The organism is Alloalcanivorax balearicus MACL04, from assembly GCF_025532145.1.
Taxonomy (GTDB): Bacteria; Pseudomonadota; Gammaproteobacteria; order Pseudomonadales; family Alcanivoracaceae; genus Alloalcanivorax; species Alloalcanivorax balearicus.
Window position 1 is genome coordinate 54,695 of sequence record NZ_ARXS01000023.1, and the last position, 18,602, is coordinate 73,296.

The window sequence follows — 18,602 nt, forward strand, 5'->3', positions numbered from 1 at the left end:
GGGAGAGAAGCCGACATGACACAAGCCAAGGCTATGCACGAGCCCGCCTGTGAGCCCCTGCCCCGCCATTTTAACGCCGCCGACCATTTCATCGACCGCCACCTGAAAGAAGGCCGCGCCGGACATCTGGCGATCATCGACCGCGACGGCGAAATGAACTACGCGCGCCTTGCCGAACGGGTGGCCCGAGCCGCCTCCATGTACCGTGCCCTGGGACTGCGCCAGGAAGACCGGGTGGCACTCGCCATGTCCGACAGCGCCGACTACCTCGCCTGTTTCTGGGGCGCGTTGAAAGCCGGTGTTGTGCCGGTCTGCCTGAACACCCTGCTGACCCCGAACCAATACCATTACATCCTCGGCGATTGCCGCGCCCAGGTGTTGATCGTGGAGCAGTCCCTTTATGCCCAATTCGCCGAGTTGATCCCGGCGCTGCCCAATCTCGAAAAAGTGATTGTGGTGAATGGCCGGGAGGCCAACCACGATACTCTGGCGGAACGGCTCGACAGCGCCTCTCTGGAAAGCCGCAGCGTCGCGACGACCTGCGACGACATTGCCTTCTGGCTCTATTCTTCCGGCTCCACCGGCAACCCCAAAGGCGTTCCCCATCGTCACGCCAGCCTGTACTGGACCGCCGAGCTGTACGGCAAGGGCGTATTGGGTATTCAGCCCCATGACCGTATTTTTTCCATCGCCAAACTGTTCTTCGCCTACGGTTTAGGTAACGGCATGACATTTCCGTTGTCGGTGGGCGCCACCGCCATCCTCTACGACGGCCGCCCGACACCCGCGGCGGCACTGGACATCATGGAGCGGCACCAGCCGACTATCTTCTGCGGCGTACCAACGCTGTACGCGGCCCTGCTGGCCGATCCTGAATTGGCGCAACACCCTGGATCAAAGGCATTACGTCGCAGTATTTCCGCCGGCGAGGCGCTGCCCAAAGAGACCGGCGAACGCTGGGAAAAGCGCTTCGGCTCTCCCATTCTCGACGGCGTCGGCTCCACCGAGATGTTGCACATCTATCTCACCAATCAACCCGGTGACGTTCAGTACGGTTGCTCCGGCCGCCCGGTACCCGGCTACCAGGTGAAACTGGTGGATGAAAACGGCGACGACATCGAAGCGGCCAATGAGATCGGCGAAATGCTGGTGAAAGGCCCCAGCGCCGCCGGCGGCTACTGGAATCAACGGGACAAAAGTCTGCGTACCTTTGTTGGCGAATGGACCTGCACCGGCGACAAATACTATCGCGACGAACAGGGCCGCTATCACTACTGCGGGCGCAGTGACGACATGTTCAAGTCCGGCGGCAACTGGGTCTCTCCGTTCGAGGTGGAGTCCACGCTGATGCAACACGAGGGGGTCATGGAAGCGGCGGTGGTGGCACGCAGCGACGACACCGAAAACCTCAAGCCGGCGGCCTACGTGGTGTTGAAAGCCGCGGTCGCCGACGAAGAGGCATTCAGCCGGGAGCTGCAGGATTTCGTGCGCTCACGTATTGAACTGTGGAAATACCCGCGCTGGGTGTATTTCGTTGATGAGCTGCCGAAAACCGCCACCGGCAAAATCCAGCGCTTCAAACTGCGGGCCCGGGAACAGGTGCCGGCATGACGCTGACAGCGTTGACCGTCTTGGGTGTGCGGTTGGAAGCCGCCTGGTTTGGCCCTCCTCCGGATCAGGCCGCCACCCTGGTGCTGCTCCATGAAGGACTGGGCTGCGTGGCGTTGTGGAAAGCGTTTCCACAGCGCCTGGCGGAACTGACCGGATGTGGTGTGCTGGCCTACAGCCGCGCCGGCTATGGCGCTTCCGATCCGGTCACTCTGCCGCGTCCATTGACCTATATGCACGAAGAGGCTCGCGAGATTCTGCCTCGGGTACTCGACGCCGCCAACGTACAGCGGGCGGTGTTGATCGGCCACAGCGACGGCGCTTCCATCGCCCTGATCAATGCGGCGGCCGTGGTCGATCCAAGGGTACGCGGCCTGGTCCTGATGGCGCCCCATGTGTTTACCGAGCCGATGGGGCTGGACAGCATCCGCACCGCCCGGGAGGCCTGGCAAAGCGGCTCGCTGCGTCAGGGCCTGGCCCGTTATCACCACCATGTGGATGTGGCGTTTCAGGGGTGGAACGACGCTTGGCTGGATCCGGATTTCGCCGCCTGGAATCTGCAGGGGTTCATTCCCGGTATCCAATGCCCTTCGCTATTGCTGCAGGGGCGCCAGGACCAGTACGGAACCCACAGGCAGCTGGACGCCATTGAGACGGGTTGTTCCGGGCCCTGCCAGGTGGTCTGGCTGGATCACTGCGGCCATTCCCCTCACCGCGAACAACCCGAAGCCACTCTGAAAGCTATCCGGCACTTTGTCGCGGATCTCGACCTCAAGGGCCGACCTCCAACCTGAATCAGGAACTATAAGTCATGACCCTTGCCATGAATGGCATTTTAATTCATTATCATCTCAAAAGATGCATTATAATTCCAGATGACATTTGATGACCGGCTCGGCCCGAGGACATCGGGCTTCCCGGAACGCGCCACCCACAACAACCGAAGAGGCAGCGAAATGATCGACTTCCGGACCTCCCCCGACCAGTACCGGCACTGGCGACTGACCACCGACGGCCCCGTCGCCCATGTGACCATGGCGGTGAATGAAAACGCCGGCCTGTTCGACGGCTATCAATTGAAGATGAACTCCTATGACCTGGGCGTGGACATTGAACTCAACGACGTTGTCCAGCGCCTGCGTTTCGAGCACCCGGAAGTAAAAGCCGTGGTGCTGGCATCCGCCAACGAAAAAATCTTCTGCGCCGGCGCCAATATCCGCATGCTCGGCGGCGCCAGCCATGGCCACAAGGTGAACTTCTGCAAGTTCACCAACGAAACCCGCAATGCCATCGAGGAAGCCAGCGCCGAATCCGGACAGATCTGGATGTGCGCAGTGAACGGCACCGCCGCCGGCGGCGGTTATGAACTGGCCCTGGCCACCGACCATATTCTGCTGATCGACGACGGCACCACCACGGTGTCACTGCCGGAAGTCTCTCTGCTCGCGGTGTTGCCGGGCACGGGCGGTCTCACCCGTGTCACCGACAAGCGCAAGGTACGCCGGGACCGGGCCGACATATTTTGCAGCATGGAAGACGGTGTTCGCGGCCAGCGCGCTCTCGACTGGCGGCTAGTGGACGAGTTGGCGCCGGCCTCGCAATTCGATCAGGCGGTAACAGCCCGTGCCCAGGAACTGGCGCGGCGGTCCGACCGTCCGGACAACGCCAATGGCGTGCTCTTTTCACCGCTGGACCGGGAAATCGGCGAGCACAGCATCCATTACCGCCATCTCAGCGTGGAGTTGGACAGCAGCCGGCGCACCGCGACCCTGATTGTGCACGGCCCGCAACAGGACGCCCCCGCTTCTGTCGCGGATGCCCAGGCTCAAGGCGACAGTTTCTGGCCGTTAGCGCTGGCCCGCGACCTGGACGACGCCATTCTGCATTTGCGCCTCAATCAGCCGGAGATGGGTACCTGGCTGATAAAAAGCCAGGGCGACGGCCCCCGTATCGCCGGCTATGAAAGCCTGCTGGAGCAGGAACACTGGCTGATGCGTGAAATCCGCCTGTTCTGGAAACGCACTCTCAAGCGTCTCGATGTCACTTCCAGAACCCTGTTCGCTCTGATCGAACCCGGCAGCTGCTTTTCCGGTCTGCTCGCCGAGCTGGTGTTCTGCGCCGATCGCAGTTTCATGCTTGACGGCCAGTGGGAGCAGGACGACACCCCAGCCGCGGAATTGCAGCTGAGTGCGATGAATTTCGGCGCCCTCCCCATGAGCAACGGCCTTACCCGGCTGGAAACCCGGTTCTACGGCGAGCCGCAAAGCGTAGAGCAGGCCCGTGAGCAACAAGGACAACCACTCGATGCCATGGCCGCCCTGCGCGGCGGCTTGATCACCGAAGCCTACGATGACATCGACTGGGACGAGGAACTGCGGCTGCTGATCGAGGAACGATCCAGCTTCTCCCCCGACGCTCTGATCGGCATGGAAGCGAACCTGCGCTTTACCGGCCCGGAAACCATGGAAACCCGTATCTTCGGGCGACTCACCGCCTGGCAAAACTGGATTTTCCAGCGCCCCAACGCCGTCGGCCGGCAAGGCGCCCTGCAGCTGTACGGCAGCGGCTCTCGCCCCACCTACAACTTCGAGAGGATTTAACCGATGACCGCCTTGAAACAGGAAGTGAACTACGACGATCTGATTCCCAACAACGTCAATCTGTCCGAGGACCGCCGCCTGCGCAAAGCGCTGGAAGCCTGGCACCCCGGTTTTATCGACTGGTGGAAAGACATGGGCCCGGACGGTTTCCAGGACACGCCGGTGTATCTGCGCACTGCCATCGGCGTGGATCCCAAGGGCTGGGCGGAATTCGGCTACGTGAACATGCCGGAGTACCGCTGGGGCATTCTGCTGGCGCCCGCCGAGGAAGGCCGCACCATTCCCTTCGGCAAACACAAGGGTGAGCCGGTGTGGCAGGAAGTGCCCGGCGAATACCGCGCCATGCTGCGCCGCCTGGTTGTCATCCAGGGCGACACCGAACCGGCCTCGGTGGAACAGCAGCGCCATCTCGGCAAGACCGCGCCTTCTCTGTACGACCTTCGCAACCTGTTCCAGGTCAACGTGGAAGAAGGCCGCCATCTCTGGGCCATGGTTTATCTGCTGCACAAATACTTCGGCAAGGACGGTCGCGAAGAGGCTGAAAATCTGCTCAAGCGCACTTCCGGCGACAAGGACAAGCCGCGCATGCTCGGTGCCTTCAATGAAGAGACTCCGGATTGGTTGTCGTTCTTCATGTTCACGTTCTTCACCGACCGCGACGGCAAGATGCAACTGGAATCCCTGGCCCAGTCCGGCTTCGACCCGCTGTCACGCACCTGCCGCTTCATGCTCACCGAGGAAGCCCATCACATGTTCGTGGGGGAATCCGGCATTTCCCGCATCATCCAACGCACCTGCGAAGCCATGAACGAGGCCGGAATTACCGATCCCACTGATGTGGAGGCGGTGCGCAAGCTGGGCGTGATGGACCTGCCGATGATCCAGCGCAAGATGAATTTCCATCTTGCCGTGACGCTGGACCTGTTCGGCAATGAGGTTTCCACCAATGCCGCCTCCGCCTATGAGGCCGGCATCAAGGGCCGCTACCAGGAAACCCGGATCGACGATGACCATCAACTGCACAACGACACCTACGCGGTGCTCAAGGTGGTCGACGGTGAACTGAAAATGGTGGAGGAAACCGCCCTTAACGCCATCAACGCCAGGCTGCGTGATGACTACGTCAAGGATGCCGACGGCGGCGTGAAGCGCTGGAACAAGCTGATCAAGAAAGCCGGTGTTGATTACGAACTGTCGTTGCCGCACATCGCCTTCAATCGCCAGATCGGCGAGTTCAGCGGCCTGTTCGTTTCCCCGGATGGTGAGGTGATCGACCAGGCTACCTTTGAAGCCAACCGCGATAACTGGTTGCCCACCGCTTCCGACCTGGCGTACCTGGACTCACTGATGGTGGCGGTCACCGAACCCGGCGAATACGCCAGCTGGATCGCGCCCCCCAAAGTCGGCATTGACAACAAACCCGGGGACTTCGAGTACGTGCGTCTGGCCGGCTGATTTTTGCCGCTGCGCGGGCGTCGCGGCGTCCGCGGCGAGAGCGAGAGGACACATCATGAGTTTGTTGCGACAACACCTTATCGATCCGGAAATCTGTATCCGTTGCAACACCTGCGAGGAAACCTGCCCGATCGATGCGGTCACTCACAACGAAGACAACTATGTGGTGGATGCGGACAAGTGCAACTACTGCATGGACTGTATTGCCCCCTGCCCCACCGGCGCCATCGACAACTGGAGGCTGGTCAACGAGCCTTTTACCACCGAACAGCAGTTCGAGTGGGACGAGCTGCCGGAAGAAAACACCGAAGCGCTGAGTGACAGCGACACACCTGCCGATGACGACGAAGTCCGCGAGCTGCTGGCCCAGGCCCACGCCGGCGTGCGCGCCCGCGCGCCGGACTCCGCCGGCAAGCCGTTGCTGAACATGTTCACCCGTTCCGCTCCCGCCCGCGCCAGGGTGGTGGGCAACTATCGCATCACCGCCGCTGACACCGAATCCGACATCCGTCATATCGTGCTGGATTTCGGCGCCACCGCCTTTCCGGTACTGGAAGGGCAAAGCGTGGGCATCCTACCGCCGGGCCAGACCAGCACCGGTAAACCGCACAAAATGCGCTTGTATTCCGTCGCCAGCCCCCGTGACGGGGAACGCCCCAACCACAACAACCTGTCGCTGACGGTAAAGCGTGTGGACGGCGGCATTGCCTCCAATTTCATCTGCGATCTGAGCAAAGGCGACGAGGTGGACGTGGTGGGACCGTTCGGTGACAGCTTCCTGATGCCCGAGCACCCGGACGCCAACATCATCATGATTTGTACCGGCACCGGATCGGCGCCCTTTCGCGCCATGACCGAACGCCGGCGCCGCAAGCAGCCGGATGCCAACGGCCGGCTGGTGCTGTTCTTCGGCGCCCGAACGCCCGATGAGCTGCCCTATTTCGGCCCCCTCAGCAAGCTGCCCGACAGCCTGATCCACAAGGAACTGGTGTTCTCCCGGCTGCCGGATGCGGGCAAGGAATACGTCCAGCATCGAATGCAGGCGCGTGGCAACCTGCTTGGCGAACTGCTCGGCAACAGCCAAACCCATATTTACATCTGTGGTTTGAAAGGCATGGAGCAAGGCGTCGAGGAATCGCTCCATGTGATCGCGGAAAAGCACGGACTCGACTGGCCCATGCTACGCGACGACATGGTCCGCCTTGGGCGCTATCACGTGGAGACCTACTAGAGTCTGCTCAAGATCCCATTAAACCAACGTATTACAACAAAAAACGGGCAGGATTGGCCTGCCAGGAGAGAAAAAAATGAAACGCGCACGCATACGCAAACACACCCGACACCTGCTGACCGGCCTGGGGCTTTTCTTCCTGGCTTCGTTCCAACCCCTGTTGGCGCAACAGAACGAGGAAGGACAGGCCACGCCGGTAAAACTCGGGCTGATGCTGCCCTACTCGGGCACCTACGCTCCTCTTGGTGAATCCATCACCAATGGTCTGAAACTGGCGATCAAACAAAACGGTGATCAACTGGGTGGGCGTCCGGTGGAATACGTTGTCCTCGACAGCGAGGCCGACGCCTCCAAGGCCCCGCAGAACATGAGCCGGCTGGTCAAGGGCGACAAGGTGGATGTGGTCATCGGCCCGGTGCACTCCGGCGTGGCCATGGGCATGTTGAAAGTGGCGAAGCAGACCGGTGCCATCATGATTATTCCCAATGCCGGCCTGGGCGCGGCCACCGGGCAGCTGTGCATGCCCAACGTATTCCGCACTTCTTTTTCCATGTGGCAGGACAGCTACCCCATGGGCAAGGTGGCTTATGATCGTGGTCACCGCAAAGTCGTGACCATCACCTGGAACTACGCCGGCGGCAAGGAAGATATCGCCGGCTTCGAAGAAGCCTTCAGTAAAGCCGGCGGTGAGATCGTCAAACAAATACTCGTGCCGTTCCCGGAAACGCAGTTTCAGCCTTACCTGACGGATATCGCCAGCATCAAGCCGGATGCGGTCTACACCTTCTTCGCCGGTGCCGGCGCGGTCCGCTTCGTACGCGACTATGCCAAGGTGGGTTTGAAGGACAGCGTGCCACTGCTGGGTTCCGGGTTCCTCACCGACGGCAATCTGGATGCCCAGGGCGAAGCCGCCGAGGGCATCCTCACCACCCTGCACTACGCCGACGGTCTCGATTCGGATGTGGATCGCACCTTTCGAGAAGCCTATGGCAAAGCCTATGAGCGCAAACTCGACACCTATGCGGTGCAGGGCTACGACGCCGGCATGATGCTGGTCCAGGCGCTCGATCAAACCGACGGTAACAGCGCTGACAGGGATGCGCTGATTTCGGCACTGGCCAGTGTCAAACTGAACAGCCCACGCGGGCCGGTCACCTTCTCCAAGGCTCACCATCCGATCCAGAACATTTATCTCCGCCAGGTCACGGACGGTCGCAACCAGGTCATCGATGTCGCCAGCCGGGCACTGGAAGACCCCGCCCGTGGCTGCCGTATGTAGACCGATCAGGCGACCCGCGAAGGAGGGGTACGCCCCTCCCGGGCAACCGACCGAGGAGAACGTTCATGGATCCCGTATTCATTGCCATACAGCTGCTCAACGGGCTGCAGTACGGTCTGCTGCTGTTTCTGATCGCCAGCGGGCTGACGCTGATTTTCGGCATCATGGGCATCATCAATCTCGCCCACGGCGCCATGTACATGATCGGCGCCTACCTGGCCTATGACCTGACCCTGCGCACCGGCAGCTTCTGGCTCGCCTTGCTGCTGGCCGTGCCCATCGCCGTGGTGTTGGGGCTGGTGATCGAGCGGCTGTTTCTCGGCACTCTGTACCGGCGTGATCACCTGTACCAGGTGCTGCTGACCTTCGGGTTGATCCTGGTGCTCAACGAAGCCCAGCGCATCATCTGGGGCAGCGATGTGCAGAGCGTGCCGGTGCCGGCTTCCCTCAGTGGCAACATCGCCTTGACCGGGAATCTGCAATATCCGGTCTACCGGCTGTTCGTGGCCGCCATCTGCCTGCTGGTGGCGGGGGGCATATATTGGATTATCCGCCACACCCGCCTGGGTATAGTCATCCGCGCCGGCGCGGTCAATCGCGACATGGTGGAAGGACTCGGTATCGACGTTCGCACCCTGTTCACGCTGATTTTCAGCGTCGGCGTGGGGCTGGCCGCGTTTGCCGGCATGCTCTCCGCGCCGATGACGTCCCTGTACCCGGGTATGGGTGACAACATCCTGATCACCTGTTTCGTCATTGTCGTGATCGGAGGCATCGGCTCCATCAAGGGCGCCTTCCTCGGCTCCCTGCTGATTGGACAGGCCGCCACCTTCGGCCCGGTGCTGCTCCCCGCTCTCGCCAGCGTCATCATTTATCTGATCATGGCGGCCGTGCTCATTATCAAACCGCGTGGGCTGTTCGCCTGAGGAGGATACAATGCTTCACCGCTACCCCAAGCGCGTACCGATTATCATGCTCGCGCTGACCGTCCTGCTGGTGTTCTATCCTCTCTGGGGACCCGTGCTGATCGGTGATGGCAGCGATTTTTTCCTGGAGAAGCTGACCTTGATGCTGATTCTCGGCCTGTTCGCCATGAGCCTGGATCTGCTGGTCGGCGTGGTCGGCCTGGTCAGCCTGGGACATGCCCTGTTCTTCGGCCTCGCCGGTTACACCCTGGCGCTGGCCAGCCCCTCCTACAGCGCCGCTTCGCTGTGGTGGATGATGCCACTGGTGATGCTGGTGAGCGCTTTGGCCGCCCTGGTGATCGGCGCACTGGTGCTGCGCACCCGGGGTATTTTTTTCATCATGACCACTCTGGCTTTCGGCCAGATGCTCTACTATCTGGTCAGCGACGCCAGCTTCACCGGCGGCAGCGACGGCGTCTTCATCATGTTCAAACCCACCCTGGCCATCGGCGAGCTGACGCTGATCGATCTCGAGAGCCCGTTGCAGTTCTTTTATTTTGTCATGGGGATGACCCTGCTCACCTACCTGTTCCTGCATTGGTTGATACGATCCTACTTTGGCCAGGTGCTCGACGGTATCCATGATAATGAACATCGCATGCAGGCACTGGGTTATGCCACCTACGGATACAAGCTGGCGGCTTTCGTCATCTCCGGAGTGCTGGCCGGCGTCGCCGGCATGCTGGCGGCCATGCAGTATGGTTTCGCCAACCCGGCGCAACTGGGATGGCACCTGTCCGGTGAAGTGCTGATGATGGTCATCCTTGGCGGCATGGGCACACTGTTCGGTCCGCTGCTCGGCGCCTTCGCTTACGAGCTGCTGCACTACGCCTTCGAACATCTGACCCTCTATTGGCAACTGCTGATGGGGCTGACGATTATCCTGATCGTATTGGTGTTACCGAAGGGACTGGCCGGCCTCATTCTCGACCCACCCCGTCTCAGGCTCCCCAGGGTTGGTGTTGGTGGATTATTGCGGCCCCGCCCCGCCGCTTCGACCAAAGCGCGTCTGGGCCTTGCCGGGCACCACAAGCACGAGGAGGGCTGATGTCATGAGTAATACGCCCTTGTTGTCCACCCGGGGATTGACCTGCCGGTTCGGCGGTCTGACCGCGGTTGACCGGGTCGACTTTGATGTCCGGCCCGGCCAGGTCCACGCCATCCTCGGTCCCAATGGCGCGGGCAAGAGCACCTTGATCAATCTGCTCTCCGGTGAGCTGCGTCCCAGCGAAGGGGAAATCCACTATCGACAACACCCGATTCACGGCCTGCCGGCCCATCGCGTGGCCCGTCTGGGTATCGGCCGCAGTCATCAGAAAACCAATATTTTCCCCCGCCTGAGCTGCCTCGAAAACTGTCGCCTCGCCGCCCGCATCCACCTCGGCGGCGTCATCGCCAGCTGGCGCTCACGTGCCGCCGCGCGACAAGTCGATGAGCGCGCGGAACAGGCTCTGGCAACCTGCCTGCTCACGCATCGCGCGTCGACACCGGCAAGCGCCATGAGCTATGGCGAGCAACGTCAATTGCAAATCGCCATGGTACTGGCCACCGCACCGACTTTGATGCTACTCGACGAACCCCTGGCCGGCATGGGTCGTGAAGAAACCAGCCGGGTCACCGGGTTGCTGCGCGCCTTGCGCGACGACTACACCCTGGTGCTGATCGAACACGACATGGATTCCGTTTTCGCGTTGGCGGAGCAGATCACCGTCATGGTCGATGGCCGTGTCCTTGAGACCGGAACCACGGCGGCTATTCGCGGCAGCGAAAAAGTTCGTGACGTCTACCTGGGCAGACATCAACAGGAGCAGGCATGAACACCTTCAACGCGTCTCTTTCTCCCCCGCGAACGGTGCAACCACTGATCGATGCCCGGGATCTACATGCCTTTTATGGTCAGAGCCATGTCCTCCATGGCGTTGATCTTCATCTGATGCCCGGTGAAACCCTGAGCCTGATGGGGCGTAACGGCATGGGCAAAACCACCACCCTGAAAGCGCTGCTGGGCTTCGTTACTCCCCGTCAGGGAAGCATCCGGATCCTGGGACAGCCGACCCGCAAGTGCCGGCCCTGGCAGGTGGTACGCCGAGGTATTGGTTATGTTCCGGAAGGACGGGGTATTTTTCCGGGCATCAATGTGCATGAGCATCTGATCATGGCGGCACGCCCCAATACCGAGGGCCTGTCACCCTGGAATCTTGAGCGTGTTCTGGACACCTTTCCACGCCTGGCGCAGCGTCTGCAACACGATGGCGCTCTGCTATCCGGCGGCGAACAGCAGATGCTCGCCATCGGACGGGCTCTGATGACCAACCCCCGCATCATGATTCTCGACGAAGCCACCGAGGGTCTCGCCCCGCTGATCCGTGACGAGATCTGGAGGATCCTCGGCGAGGTCAAACGCTCCGGCATAGCCAGCATCATCGTCGACAAGAACATCGATAACCTGCTGACCATCGCCGACCGGCATCTGGTGCTGGTAAAAGGCAAGGTGGTTTTTGACGGTGACGGTCTGGAAATCCGCCAGAATGCCGGCCTACTCGACACCCACCTCGGCATGGGATAATGCCTCCCAACAGCCCCGGTCGAGGCCATCGCCGGTACGCTCAGGGAAACGGAGACGAGCATGCACCCTGCCAACGATCAGAATGAAAGCAACGGGCCGGACTATATGACGACCATTGGAGACCGGGTGCGCGCCATTCGCGCCCGGCGTGGCATGGCACGTAAGGAACTGTCGTCCCAGTCGGATATCTCCGAGCGCTACCTGGCGCAAATCGAAGGTGGCAAGGCCAATATTTCGATCATGCTGCTTCAACGACTCGCCGCCGCCATGGGCGTACCGGTGCAGGACATCCTCCCGCAACAGGAACAGCAGGTCCTTCCGCCGCCGCTGCGAGATCTTCTCGAGCGCCTTTCCCCTGCTCAACTGGACGAAGCGTACCAGTTGCTGGTCCGGCATTTTGATATGAACAAGGGGCAACACTGTGGCGTGGCGCTGATCGGCCTGCGCGGTGGCGGCAAGAGCCGGCTGGGCCAGATGCTTGGAGAACGGCTGAATGTGCCTTATATCCGCCTCAATGGCCTGATCGAACAGCTCGCCGGCATGGATATCGGCGAAATCATGGCGCTCGGCGGTCAGCCCGCTTATCGGCGTTTCGAACGGGAAGCGCTGGAATACGTGATCGAGCAGCATCCCCTTTCGGTGGTGGAAGCCGGTGGCAGCCTGGTGTCCGAAGCGGAGACCTTCCAGCGCCTGCTGAACCGCTTCCATACTGTTTGGATCAAAGCCTCGCCGGAAGAGCACATGCAGCGTGTTATTGACCAGGGTGACACGCGGCCAATGCAAGGCCATACCCATGCCATGGACGACCTCAAACGCATATTGGTCGAACGCGACGCCGACTACCGCCGCGCCGACGCCGTGCTCGACACCTCCCACCGGAGCGTCGAGGACAGCTTCGCCGAGCTGCTGAGCCTGACCCGCCCGTATTTGACCGGCCCCACGGCGGTCAATCAGTAACCAGGCAGCGTCGGGCCACGGCGCTGCCTGTGCTACCATTGCGCTCGATATTTATCGATTTTCCCCAATGACAAAAGCGGGCGGACAAAAAGAATGGCGGCCTCCTATCAGCTGCAAACACTGACTCGTGCCCTGGATGTCCTGGAGCTGCTGGAGCGGACATCGGAACCGCTGTCTCTGACGGAAGTGGTGGCCGCCATGGGCGAAGCCACGACCATCGTTTATCGCATTCTGCAAACCCTGGAGGCGCGCGGCTACATCTATCGCCGCCCCAGGGACAAGCGATACAGTTATACCGGCCGTTCCAACGGAGCCGGCTCGATCTCACGGGCCGTGGATTTATTGCGGGCGGCGGCGGATAACCTGCCGGGAAGCGCGTCCACCGAACAACTGTCTCGGCAAGCCGGGCTGGATCCGCACATCGCTCTCGAGATTCTGGCGCCGCTGGCCGACAAAGGATTGATGGACCAGAACGTCGAAAACGAACAGTGGCGCCTCTCCCCTTCCGTCATGCAATTGGCCCGACACTTCCTCAACAATGATGATGTGCTGGTACGCATCCGCCCCCTGATGGAACGGCTTCACGCCGAAACAAGCGAGACCGTCTCCCTGTTTCATCGCGCCGGTGATAAGCAAATTGTCACCTCGGTATTGCCCAGCCCTCACCCGGTACGCTACGCCCTGGAAACAGGCAGCGCTTTTCCGCTCTATCTGGGCGCGGCGGGAAAGGCAATGCTGGCCTTTCTGCCCGAGGCCGAGATGGAAGCCCTGATCCGCGATCAGACAATGACCGCCCTGACTCCTTATCAGCCCAAGGTGAGCGCGCTGCGCAAGGAACTGAAGACCATACGCCAACAGGGCTTCGCCATCTCCAATGGCGAACGCGTGGAGGGTGCCAGCGCCGTGGCCGTGCCCATCCATGGCGGAAGCGGATACCCCGATGCCGTTCTCGGGCTGACGATGCCCAGCTTCCGCACTTCCGACGACCAGTTGCGTCACCTTGGCGGCCGCTTACAAGAGGAGCTTCGCTCCTTGAATCTGGCCACCGCGAGTCGTCAGCACTAACGTCTCCCAGCCGTCTTCACCGCACGGAAAACCAACTCAGTGGAGGACTGCATCATGACACGGCCACCAGTCGCCTTACTCGGCATGGCCCTGAGTGTCGCCCTGACCGGATGTTCGGACCCGGGCGCCGCGAACGCCGGTCATTTTCGGCAGGTGATCCAGCAACATTTTGACCAATACAGCCTGCCCGCGGCCTGTGTGGGGAAGCGCTTTCATCGCTTCCCCTATGAGTTGACCGATAAACGCGAGGCATTTCGCTTCGAACCGGATGCCCCGTCTTACGGAGAGCTGATGGTGGGTTTGGAGAGTGCCGGCCTGGTACACCGTTCCGGACAAACCTATGACCTCACCGACGCCGGCAAACAGGCGTTCATCCCGGAAGCCGGATTCTGCTACGGCAAGGTGCAAGTAGATTCAGTGGATTACCTGTCAGAGCCCGCCCAACAAGGCCAGCGCCTCATTTCCAAGGTGAAATATACGGTTTCAATGGTCGAGCGGCCCGATTGGTCACGGGATGCGGGCTTCACCGACGCCTTTGATATTACCCCGAGCGGCTTCCAGAACACGAAACACTTCGCCGGGCCGGACAACCCGACCCCGCAACACAGGAAAACCGTTCTGGTGAAAACAAAGGGACAGTGGATGCTTCTCGGCCTTATGTAACGCGGTAAGACCGGGAAGCAGGATCGGAAATCCGACCTCATCGCAGGCATGCTTTGAAAGGGCGAAGGCGAGAGTTTTTGGTTTCAAGGGCATCAACGTCCCATGAGTCCCATTCATTGCCCTCTCCACCGTCCTTCCTTCACCTAAATACTTGAACTGGTGTCCGTGACAGTCGATCGCACGATAGGTAAACCAAGTTCCTCGCCTTCCATCATGGCGAATCAGGGCCAGGACATGGCCATTCTCAGCCACCTTTATAGACTCATACAGAAAGGTGACGCCGCTTCCTGGTACCGACAATGCTTCCCCTGCTTGTCCGATTGCTATACCGCCCAACCAAACAGCAAGTCCTGTGAAGATCTTTAACAATGAGCACCAACACGTTTTAATGCTGACCTCCCCCCATCCTCAGAAATAAGTGGTCTAGAAAAGGCCGCCCCATATCCGGGGCCGTTGGGGTTGGTTCGACAGGAAATACAGGAAAAGTCATGAAGACCATGATGCCTGGCGGTTACGCGGGGCGCGATAACTATGCAGTACGCTCGATGGTGTCCGGGCCACCGCCAGACAACTCACGGCTGACGTCGGAGAAATATTTCTTGTTTGCCCAAATGCAGGTACTCCCCACCACATAGAATCGTGTCTTCGCCCGGGTCAGCGCGACATTGAGCAAGTTTGGCTTGCTCGATGCCCACTCAGCCGCGCCCGGCGACGCCTCGGAAAGCCCTAGCACCAGGATCACGTTCTCCTCCTCCTTGCCCTGGAAGGTATGCACCGTTCCGACTCGAATTTGCAGCCATTCGTTCAGCGCCTTCCTACCGCCAAAGGGAGCTTCAGGAAGCGATCGAGCAAGCTCGTTTTTCACACCGTGAGCTACCGCCTTGAAGGGAGAGATGATATAGACGTTCGGCGGGGTCGAGTTCCGCTCGATGTGTGATTTCAGCATCTGGGCCACTCTCTCCGCCTGTGCGGGTACGAAATGCCTGCCCTCGAGTGCTCCCGTGCTATCGAGCCAGCGACTATCCCCTGGCCCCGGTGACAGATCCTCATCGCCATGTATCATCTTGCCATTGTAGGCAATCCCATTGGCAAGGCTGAACATCGGCTCCTGGCAGCGCCGGTGCACGCGCAATGGGCTACCTACCCAGAGGTCATCGGCGATCAAGGTCGTACCATATGGATTCGCCTGATCTGCAACGAGTTGGACAGAGGCCACCGTCGGCGACCACTTGTACCACTCCGCCCCGAACTCTCCCTTGGCCATGGCTTCGGCGAGACTTGGTGGCACGGTAAATACCGGCTCGATCTGCAGCGGGTCTCCTACCACGACCGCACGCTTGGCACGCCAAAGCGCGCCCACGGCCTGCTGCGGTGATGCCTGTCCCGCTTCATCGACGAACAACCAGCCCAGTTCACCTTCCCGAAGGGCATGAAACTGACTGCCTACTGAGGCAAAGGTCGACGAAATAACCGGCACGATCATAAACAGCATTTGCCAAAGGGCCTTCGCCGCATCTCGGTCATTGATGCGGCCATTGATCGCCGGCATCAGTGAAAACATCGTGTTGCCGAGCAATTTTTGCTGATAGGCCGCAGTCAACCAGGACTCGTGCAGCTCGAATGCTCGAGCCGTCACCTCCGCTCGTGCTTGATTCAACACTTTACAGTGACCGAAGGAGGTACGCTGCACGTCTGGCCTTTCCAGGTCCAGGGCATCGTCGGGCAACAAGGCATCTTGGTAGCGCTGGTCGAGGACCACACACTCGCGGCGTTCCTGCTCCAGGCGGCGCTCGAGCGCCTCGGCACGCTGCCTGTTGAGTTCGGCGGCCTTGGCGGCACGGTCCTGCCTCGCGTTCAGGCCTTTCAGTATCGCCCTGTGCCGGAGAAAACGCTTGATCAGCCATGGTGCGACACGACGGGCTCGCCGCTTGCTCAACCACAACGCCAACCGCGCCCGCTCGGTACGGCAGGTATCATAGGCTTCTTGGAGTGAGCGCAGCTCGTCCGTTAAACGTTTGAGCGCCTGCAACTTCTCCAGTTCTTCGAGTATCCGCTCGACTTTCGCCTTGGCCGCCTTGAACTCCCGTTGAGCACGTTTGAAGTCCTTGGTTGTATCGCGCCCCTGCGCCCGTTCCTTGAGTGCTGGCGCCAACGTGCGGTAATTTACGGCGTCATCGACAGTGCGACAGTCACCGATCTTCTTGATGAAAACACACTGGCCAAAGCGATTACGATTGGCGCTATTACCCAATGCCGTGGCTATCAGCCCCCAGCAGTCGTCTTGCGGTGCCAGAGGCGATACCAGAGTGGCGCCGCCATCGAAGTTGTCATGTTTTGCTGCGAGCTTACGCGCCACCGGTTTCAGATAGGTCAGATCCTTATAAGCCTCACCTAGCGCCTTGCACTGTGGTAATTCCTTGGTGATGTTCTCGACGGCCGCGTTGTTACTCGATACCACCAGCATCTCGTAGCCGGTCAACTCGGGAATCAGTGTTTTGATGGTCTTGAGCTCGCCGTTGACGCTGACCTTGATGTCGCCGCCGAAGGCAGCATCCACCGAGTTTAGAGATGCCAGTACCTCGGCCCTCTTGACTATGTTGCGCGCCACCAGGTCGCGCAGCATGGTGGTCTTGCCTGTGCCTGGTGGGCCGTTGACGGAGTAAAGCCCTGTCTCGTCAAGGTTGCCATCAATGACATTGATCGCAAACTGCTGCATCAGGCTCATCGAGTGCTTGTCCTCACCCGGCCAACGCCCCAGTGGCATGCGCAGCACCGCCAGGTGCTCTTTCATCAGGGCTTGGCCTGCCGATGTCAATAAGTCCGCTTTACGGTCACACCGACCACGCAGATAACAGGCCAGAGGGGAGCCGTCTCGCAGCCCCTTGGCCCGAATATGCGCCATCACCCGCTCTAAATCATCGATGAAGAAACTGTTGAAGATCGCCATCTCGTCGATGTTCTCAGCGTCAGGAGCAGGCTCTTCCCCCGGGAGGGCTTGTTCATGTCCTTCCGGGACATCAAGAGTCGGGCGCGCCACCGCCAAGCTTTGCCATGACCGCGGCGGGATCGACCGCTGCTTGTGTTCTTCCCATTTGGCGTTTGACGCCTCCCCCTTCAAATTGACTTTTGAAAGCCGTACCACCAAAACCGGCACGTTATCGTCCAGGGGCTGAAACGCGGTCCATTCCGACATGGCCTTGAGCATCTCGATAAGCTCGAAGGTAGTGAGCATGGGCGGCAGATCATGTTCCTGCTTAAGATTGTCGGCAACGGTCAACAACGTTTCCAGGCGCTCACGAAAGATTGCCGTCGCCTTATCAAACGCCTTGCGTGAGGCTCCATCGAGACGATCCTGCTGAAGGGTTCCCATCACCCATGGTGCTGTCGAGACTTCGAAACTATCTCGATCGATTCGACCATACTCATCCACCAGGACGGTGAATGAGCAGGTCAACCCGTCATCACGGCTGCGTTCGGCCCATGCCTCTTGAAGCTCAGGATAGACCTTGCGGGCCACCTCGAAGATGTCTTGACGCTTGAACACGCCGAGATAGAGCTTGAATCTGTAGGGCGATTCCGGTCGGTAGCCCGTTCCGGCCCGACGTATTTGTTCACGATTAAGCCATGGCAGGCAGTCCACCACCTTCCCCAGTTCATCACCACGATAGCGAATGACGCCATCGCCCTCCGCCTCGAACCCTTTCAAGTCAGTTGATGCAAAAAACTCTATCTTGTGCCAATACGCCAGAACTTTTTCGGTGTGAGGGAGAGCTGCAATCATCCTGCCATCCTTATCTTTTGTGTTCGTTTCTTCCATGCTTACGCCATCGGCTTGCACAACCCGCTGTGCGAAGACCTCATTCAGCCATTCGATAACGTTGCGCTTAGCCTTGAACTCAGTGTGCAATTGTTCCCAGGCCTGCGCGATTACCAGTTGTTGAGCTGTAGTTTCAAGAGTGTCATGCAACTCCTGCAGCAGGGCAATCCCCTCCCGATAACTCTGGCGGTTAGTGCTCCGGACTAGAGAAACGCTGGGTAAATCCCGCCACAGCCGCCTGGTAACCGGTGCCATAGGCGATATCCAACCGATACGCAACTACATCAGTGGGCTGGGGGCCACCGACAATCCGTTCAAGAATGGGAGGACATGCCTAATTCAATTGCCCAGAACACCGCAGGCAAAAAAAAGGTTCATCGCGCTTTAGCGGGAAGT

14 protein-coding genes are annotated in these 18,602 nt (G+C 60.0%); 13 read left to right on the forward strand and 1 reads right to left on the reverse strand.

The window, feature by feature from the left end; genetic code table 11:
• Positions 1 to 15: 15 nt before the first annotated feature.
• The 13 genes from MA04_RS16860 (at position 16) to MA04_RS16920 (ending at position 14,389) form a co-directional block, all read left to right on the forward strand.
• Positions 16 to 1,611: a benzoate-CoA ligase family protein gene (locus tag MA04_RS16860; RefSeq protein WP_163126787.1), complete on the forward strand. Its 1,596-nt coding sequence runs from the start codon at positions 16 to 18 to the stop codon at positions 1,609 to 1,611.
• Positions 1,608 to 2,402 carry an alpha/beta fold hydrolase gene (locus tag MA04_RS16865; protein WP_163126786.1) on the forward strand — a complete coding sequence of 265 codons (795 nt, stop codon included), beginning with the start codon at positions 1,608 to 1,610 and terminating at the stop codon, positions 2,400 to 2,402. The genes MA04_RS16860 and MA04_RS16865 overlap by 4 nt, the downstream gene beginning before the upstream one ends.
• Positions 2,403 to 2,564: 162 nt before the next feature.
• Positions 2,565 to 4,208: a 2,3-epoxybenzoyl-CoA dihydrolase gene (gene boxC, locus MA04_RS16870; protein WP_262461713.1), complete on the forward strand. Its 1,644-nt coding sequence runs from the start codon at positions 2,565 to 2,567 to the stop codon at positions 4,206 to 4,208.
• Between the two features lie 3 nt (positions 4,209 to 4,211).
• Entirely contained in the window at positions 4,212 to 5,663 is a 1,452-nt protein-coding gene (gene boxB, locus MA04_RS16875; protein ID WP_262461714.1) for a benzoyl-CoA 2,3-epoxidase subunit BoxB, read from the forward strand.
• A 55-nt stretch (positions 5,664 to 5,718) separates the two neighbouring features.
• Entirely contained in the window at positions 5,719 to 6,894 is a 1,176-nt protein-coding gene (boxA, locus tag MA04_RS16880) for a benzoyl-CoA 2,3-epoxidase subunit BoxA (RefSeq protein ID WP_163126783.1), read from the forward strand.
• 76 nt (positions 6,895 to 6,970) lie between these two features.
• Positions 6,971 to 8,173: an ABC transporter substrate-binding protein gene (locus tag MA04_RS16885; protein ID WP_063139610.1), complete on the forward strand. Its 1,203-nt coding sequence runs from the start codon at positions 6,971 to 6,973 to the stop codon at positions 8,171 to 8,173.
• Positions 8,174 to 8,238: 65 nt separating this feature from the next.
• A complete protein-coding gene (locus tag MA04_RS16890; RefSeq protein ID WP_014994508.1) occupies positions 8,239 to 9,099 on the forward strand; it encodes a branched-chain amino acid ABC transporter permease in 861 nt (286 codons plus the stop codon).
• A gap of 10 nt (positions 9,100 to 9,109) precedes the next feature.
• Entirely contained in the window at positions 9,110 to 10,186 is a 1,077-nt protein-coding gene (locus MA04_RS16895) for a branched-chain amino acid ABC transporter permease (RefSeq protein WP_262461718.1), read from the forward strand.
• Positions 10,187 to 10,190: 4 nt separating this feature from the next.
• A complete protein-coding gene (locus MA04_RS16900; protein WP_262461720.1) occupies positions 10,191 to 10,955 on the forward strand; it encodes an ABC transporter ATP-binding protein in 765 nt (254 codons plus the stop codon).
• Positions 10,952 to 11,704, forward strand: coding sequence for an ABC transporter ATP-binding protein (locus tag MA04_RS16905; protein WP_262461722.1), 753 nt, complete (start codon positions 10,952 to 10,954; stop codon positions 11,702 to 11,704). Before MA04_RS16900 ends, MA04_RS16905 begins: the two co-directional genes overlap by 4 nt.
• 60 nt (positions 11,705 to 11,764) lie before the next feature.
• Positions 11,765 to 12,661 carry a helix-turn-helix transcriptional regulator gene (locus MA04_RS16910; protein WP_262461723.1) on the forward strand — a complete coding sequence of 299 codons (897 nt, stop codon included), beginning with the start codon at positions 11,765 to 11,767 and terminating at the stop codon, positions 12,659 to 12,661.
• Between the two features lie 93 nt (positions 12,662 to 12,754).
• Positions 12,755 to 13,726, forward strand: a complete 972-nt coding sequence (locus MA04_RS16915; protein ID WP_163126778.1) for an IclR family transcriptional regulator domain-containing protein — start codon at positions 12,755 to 12,757, stop codon at positions 13,724 to 13,726.
• 39 nt (positions 13,727 to 13,765) lie between these two features.
• Complete coding sequence (locus MA04_RS16920; RefSeq protein ID WP_262461726.1) at positions 13,766 to 14,389, forward strand: hypothetical protein; 624 nt, start codon at positions 13,766 to 13,768, stop codon at positions 14,387 to 14,389.
• Between the two features lie 529 nt (positions 14,390 to 14,918).
• On the opposite strand, the gene MA04_RS16925 is transcribed toward MA04_RS16920, so the two are convergent.
• The gene (locus MA04_RS16925) at positions 14,919 to 18,461 is read right to left on the reverse strand and encodes a DEAD/DEAH box helicase (RefSeq protein ID WP_262461728.1); all 3,543 of its coding nucleotides are present in this window, start codon (positions 18,459 to 18,461) and stop codon (positions 14,919 to 14,921) included.
• Positions 18,462 to 18,602: the final 141 nt, after the last annotated feature.

What these genes read in the sequence shown, in the direction of transcription:
- MA04_RS16860 (WP_163126787.1), top strand. Translation starts at nt 16, where the DNA reads ATGACACAAGCCAAGGCTATGCACGAGCCCGCCTGTGAGCCCCTGCCC.
- MA04_RS16865 (WP_163126786.1), top strand. Translation starts at nt 1,608, where the DNA reads ATGACGCTGACAGCGTTGACCGTCTTGGGTGTGCGGTTGGAAGCCGCC.
- boxC (WP_262461713.1), top strand. Translation starts at nt 2,565, where the DNA reads ATGATCGACTTCCGGACCTCCCCCGACCAGTACCGGCACTGGCGACTG.
- boxB (WP_262461714.1), top strand. Translation starts at nt 4,212, where the DNA reads ATGACCGCCTTGAAACAGGAAGTGAACTACGACGATCTGATTCCCAAC.
- boxA (WP_163126783.1), top strand. Translation starts at nt 5,719, where the DNA reads ATGAGTTTGTTGCGACAACACCTTATCGATCCGGAAATCTGTATCCGT.
- MA04_RS16885 (WP_063139610.1), top strand. Translation starts at nt 6,971, where the DNA reads ATGAAACGCGCACGCATACGCAAACACACCCGACACCTGCTGACCGGC.
- MA04_RS16890 (WP_014994508.1), top strand. Translation starts at nt 8,239, where the DNA reads ATGGATCCCGTATTCATTGCCATACAGCTGCTCAACGGGCTGCAGTAC.
- MA04_RS16895 (WP_262461718.1), top strand. Translation starts at nt 9,110, where the DNA reads ATGCTTCACCGCTACCCCAAGCGCGTACCGATTATCATGCTCGCGCTG.
- MA04_RS16900 (WP_262461720.1), top strand. Translation starts at nt 10,191, where the DNA reads ATGAGTAATACGCCCTTGTTGTCCACCCGGGGATTGACCTGCCGGTTC.
- MA04_RS16905 (WP_262461722.1), top strand. Translation starts at nt 10,952, where the DNA reads ATGAACACCTTCAACGCGTCTCTTTCTCCCCCGCGAACGGTGCAACCA.
- MA04_RS16910 (WP_262461723.1), top strand. Translation starts at nt 11,765, where the DNA reads ATGCACCCTGCCAACGATCAGAATGAAAGCAACGGGCCGGACTATATG.
- MA04_RS16915 (WP_163126778.1), top strand. Translation starts at nt 12,755, where the DNA reads ATGGCGGCCTCCTATCAGCTGCAAACACTGACTCGTGCCCTGGATGTC.
- MA04_RS16925 (WP_262461728.1), bottom strand. Translation starts at nt 18,461, where the DNA reads ATGGCACCGGTTACCAGGCGGCTGTGGCGGGATTTACCCAGCGTTTCT.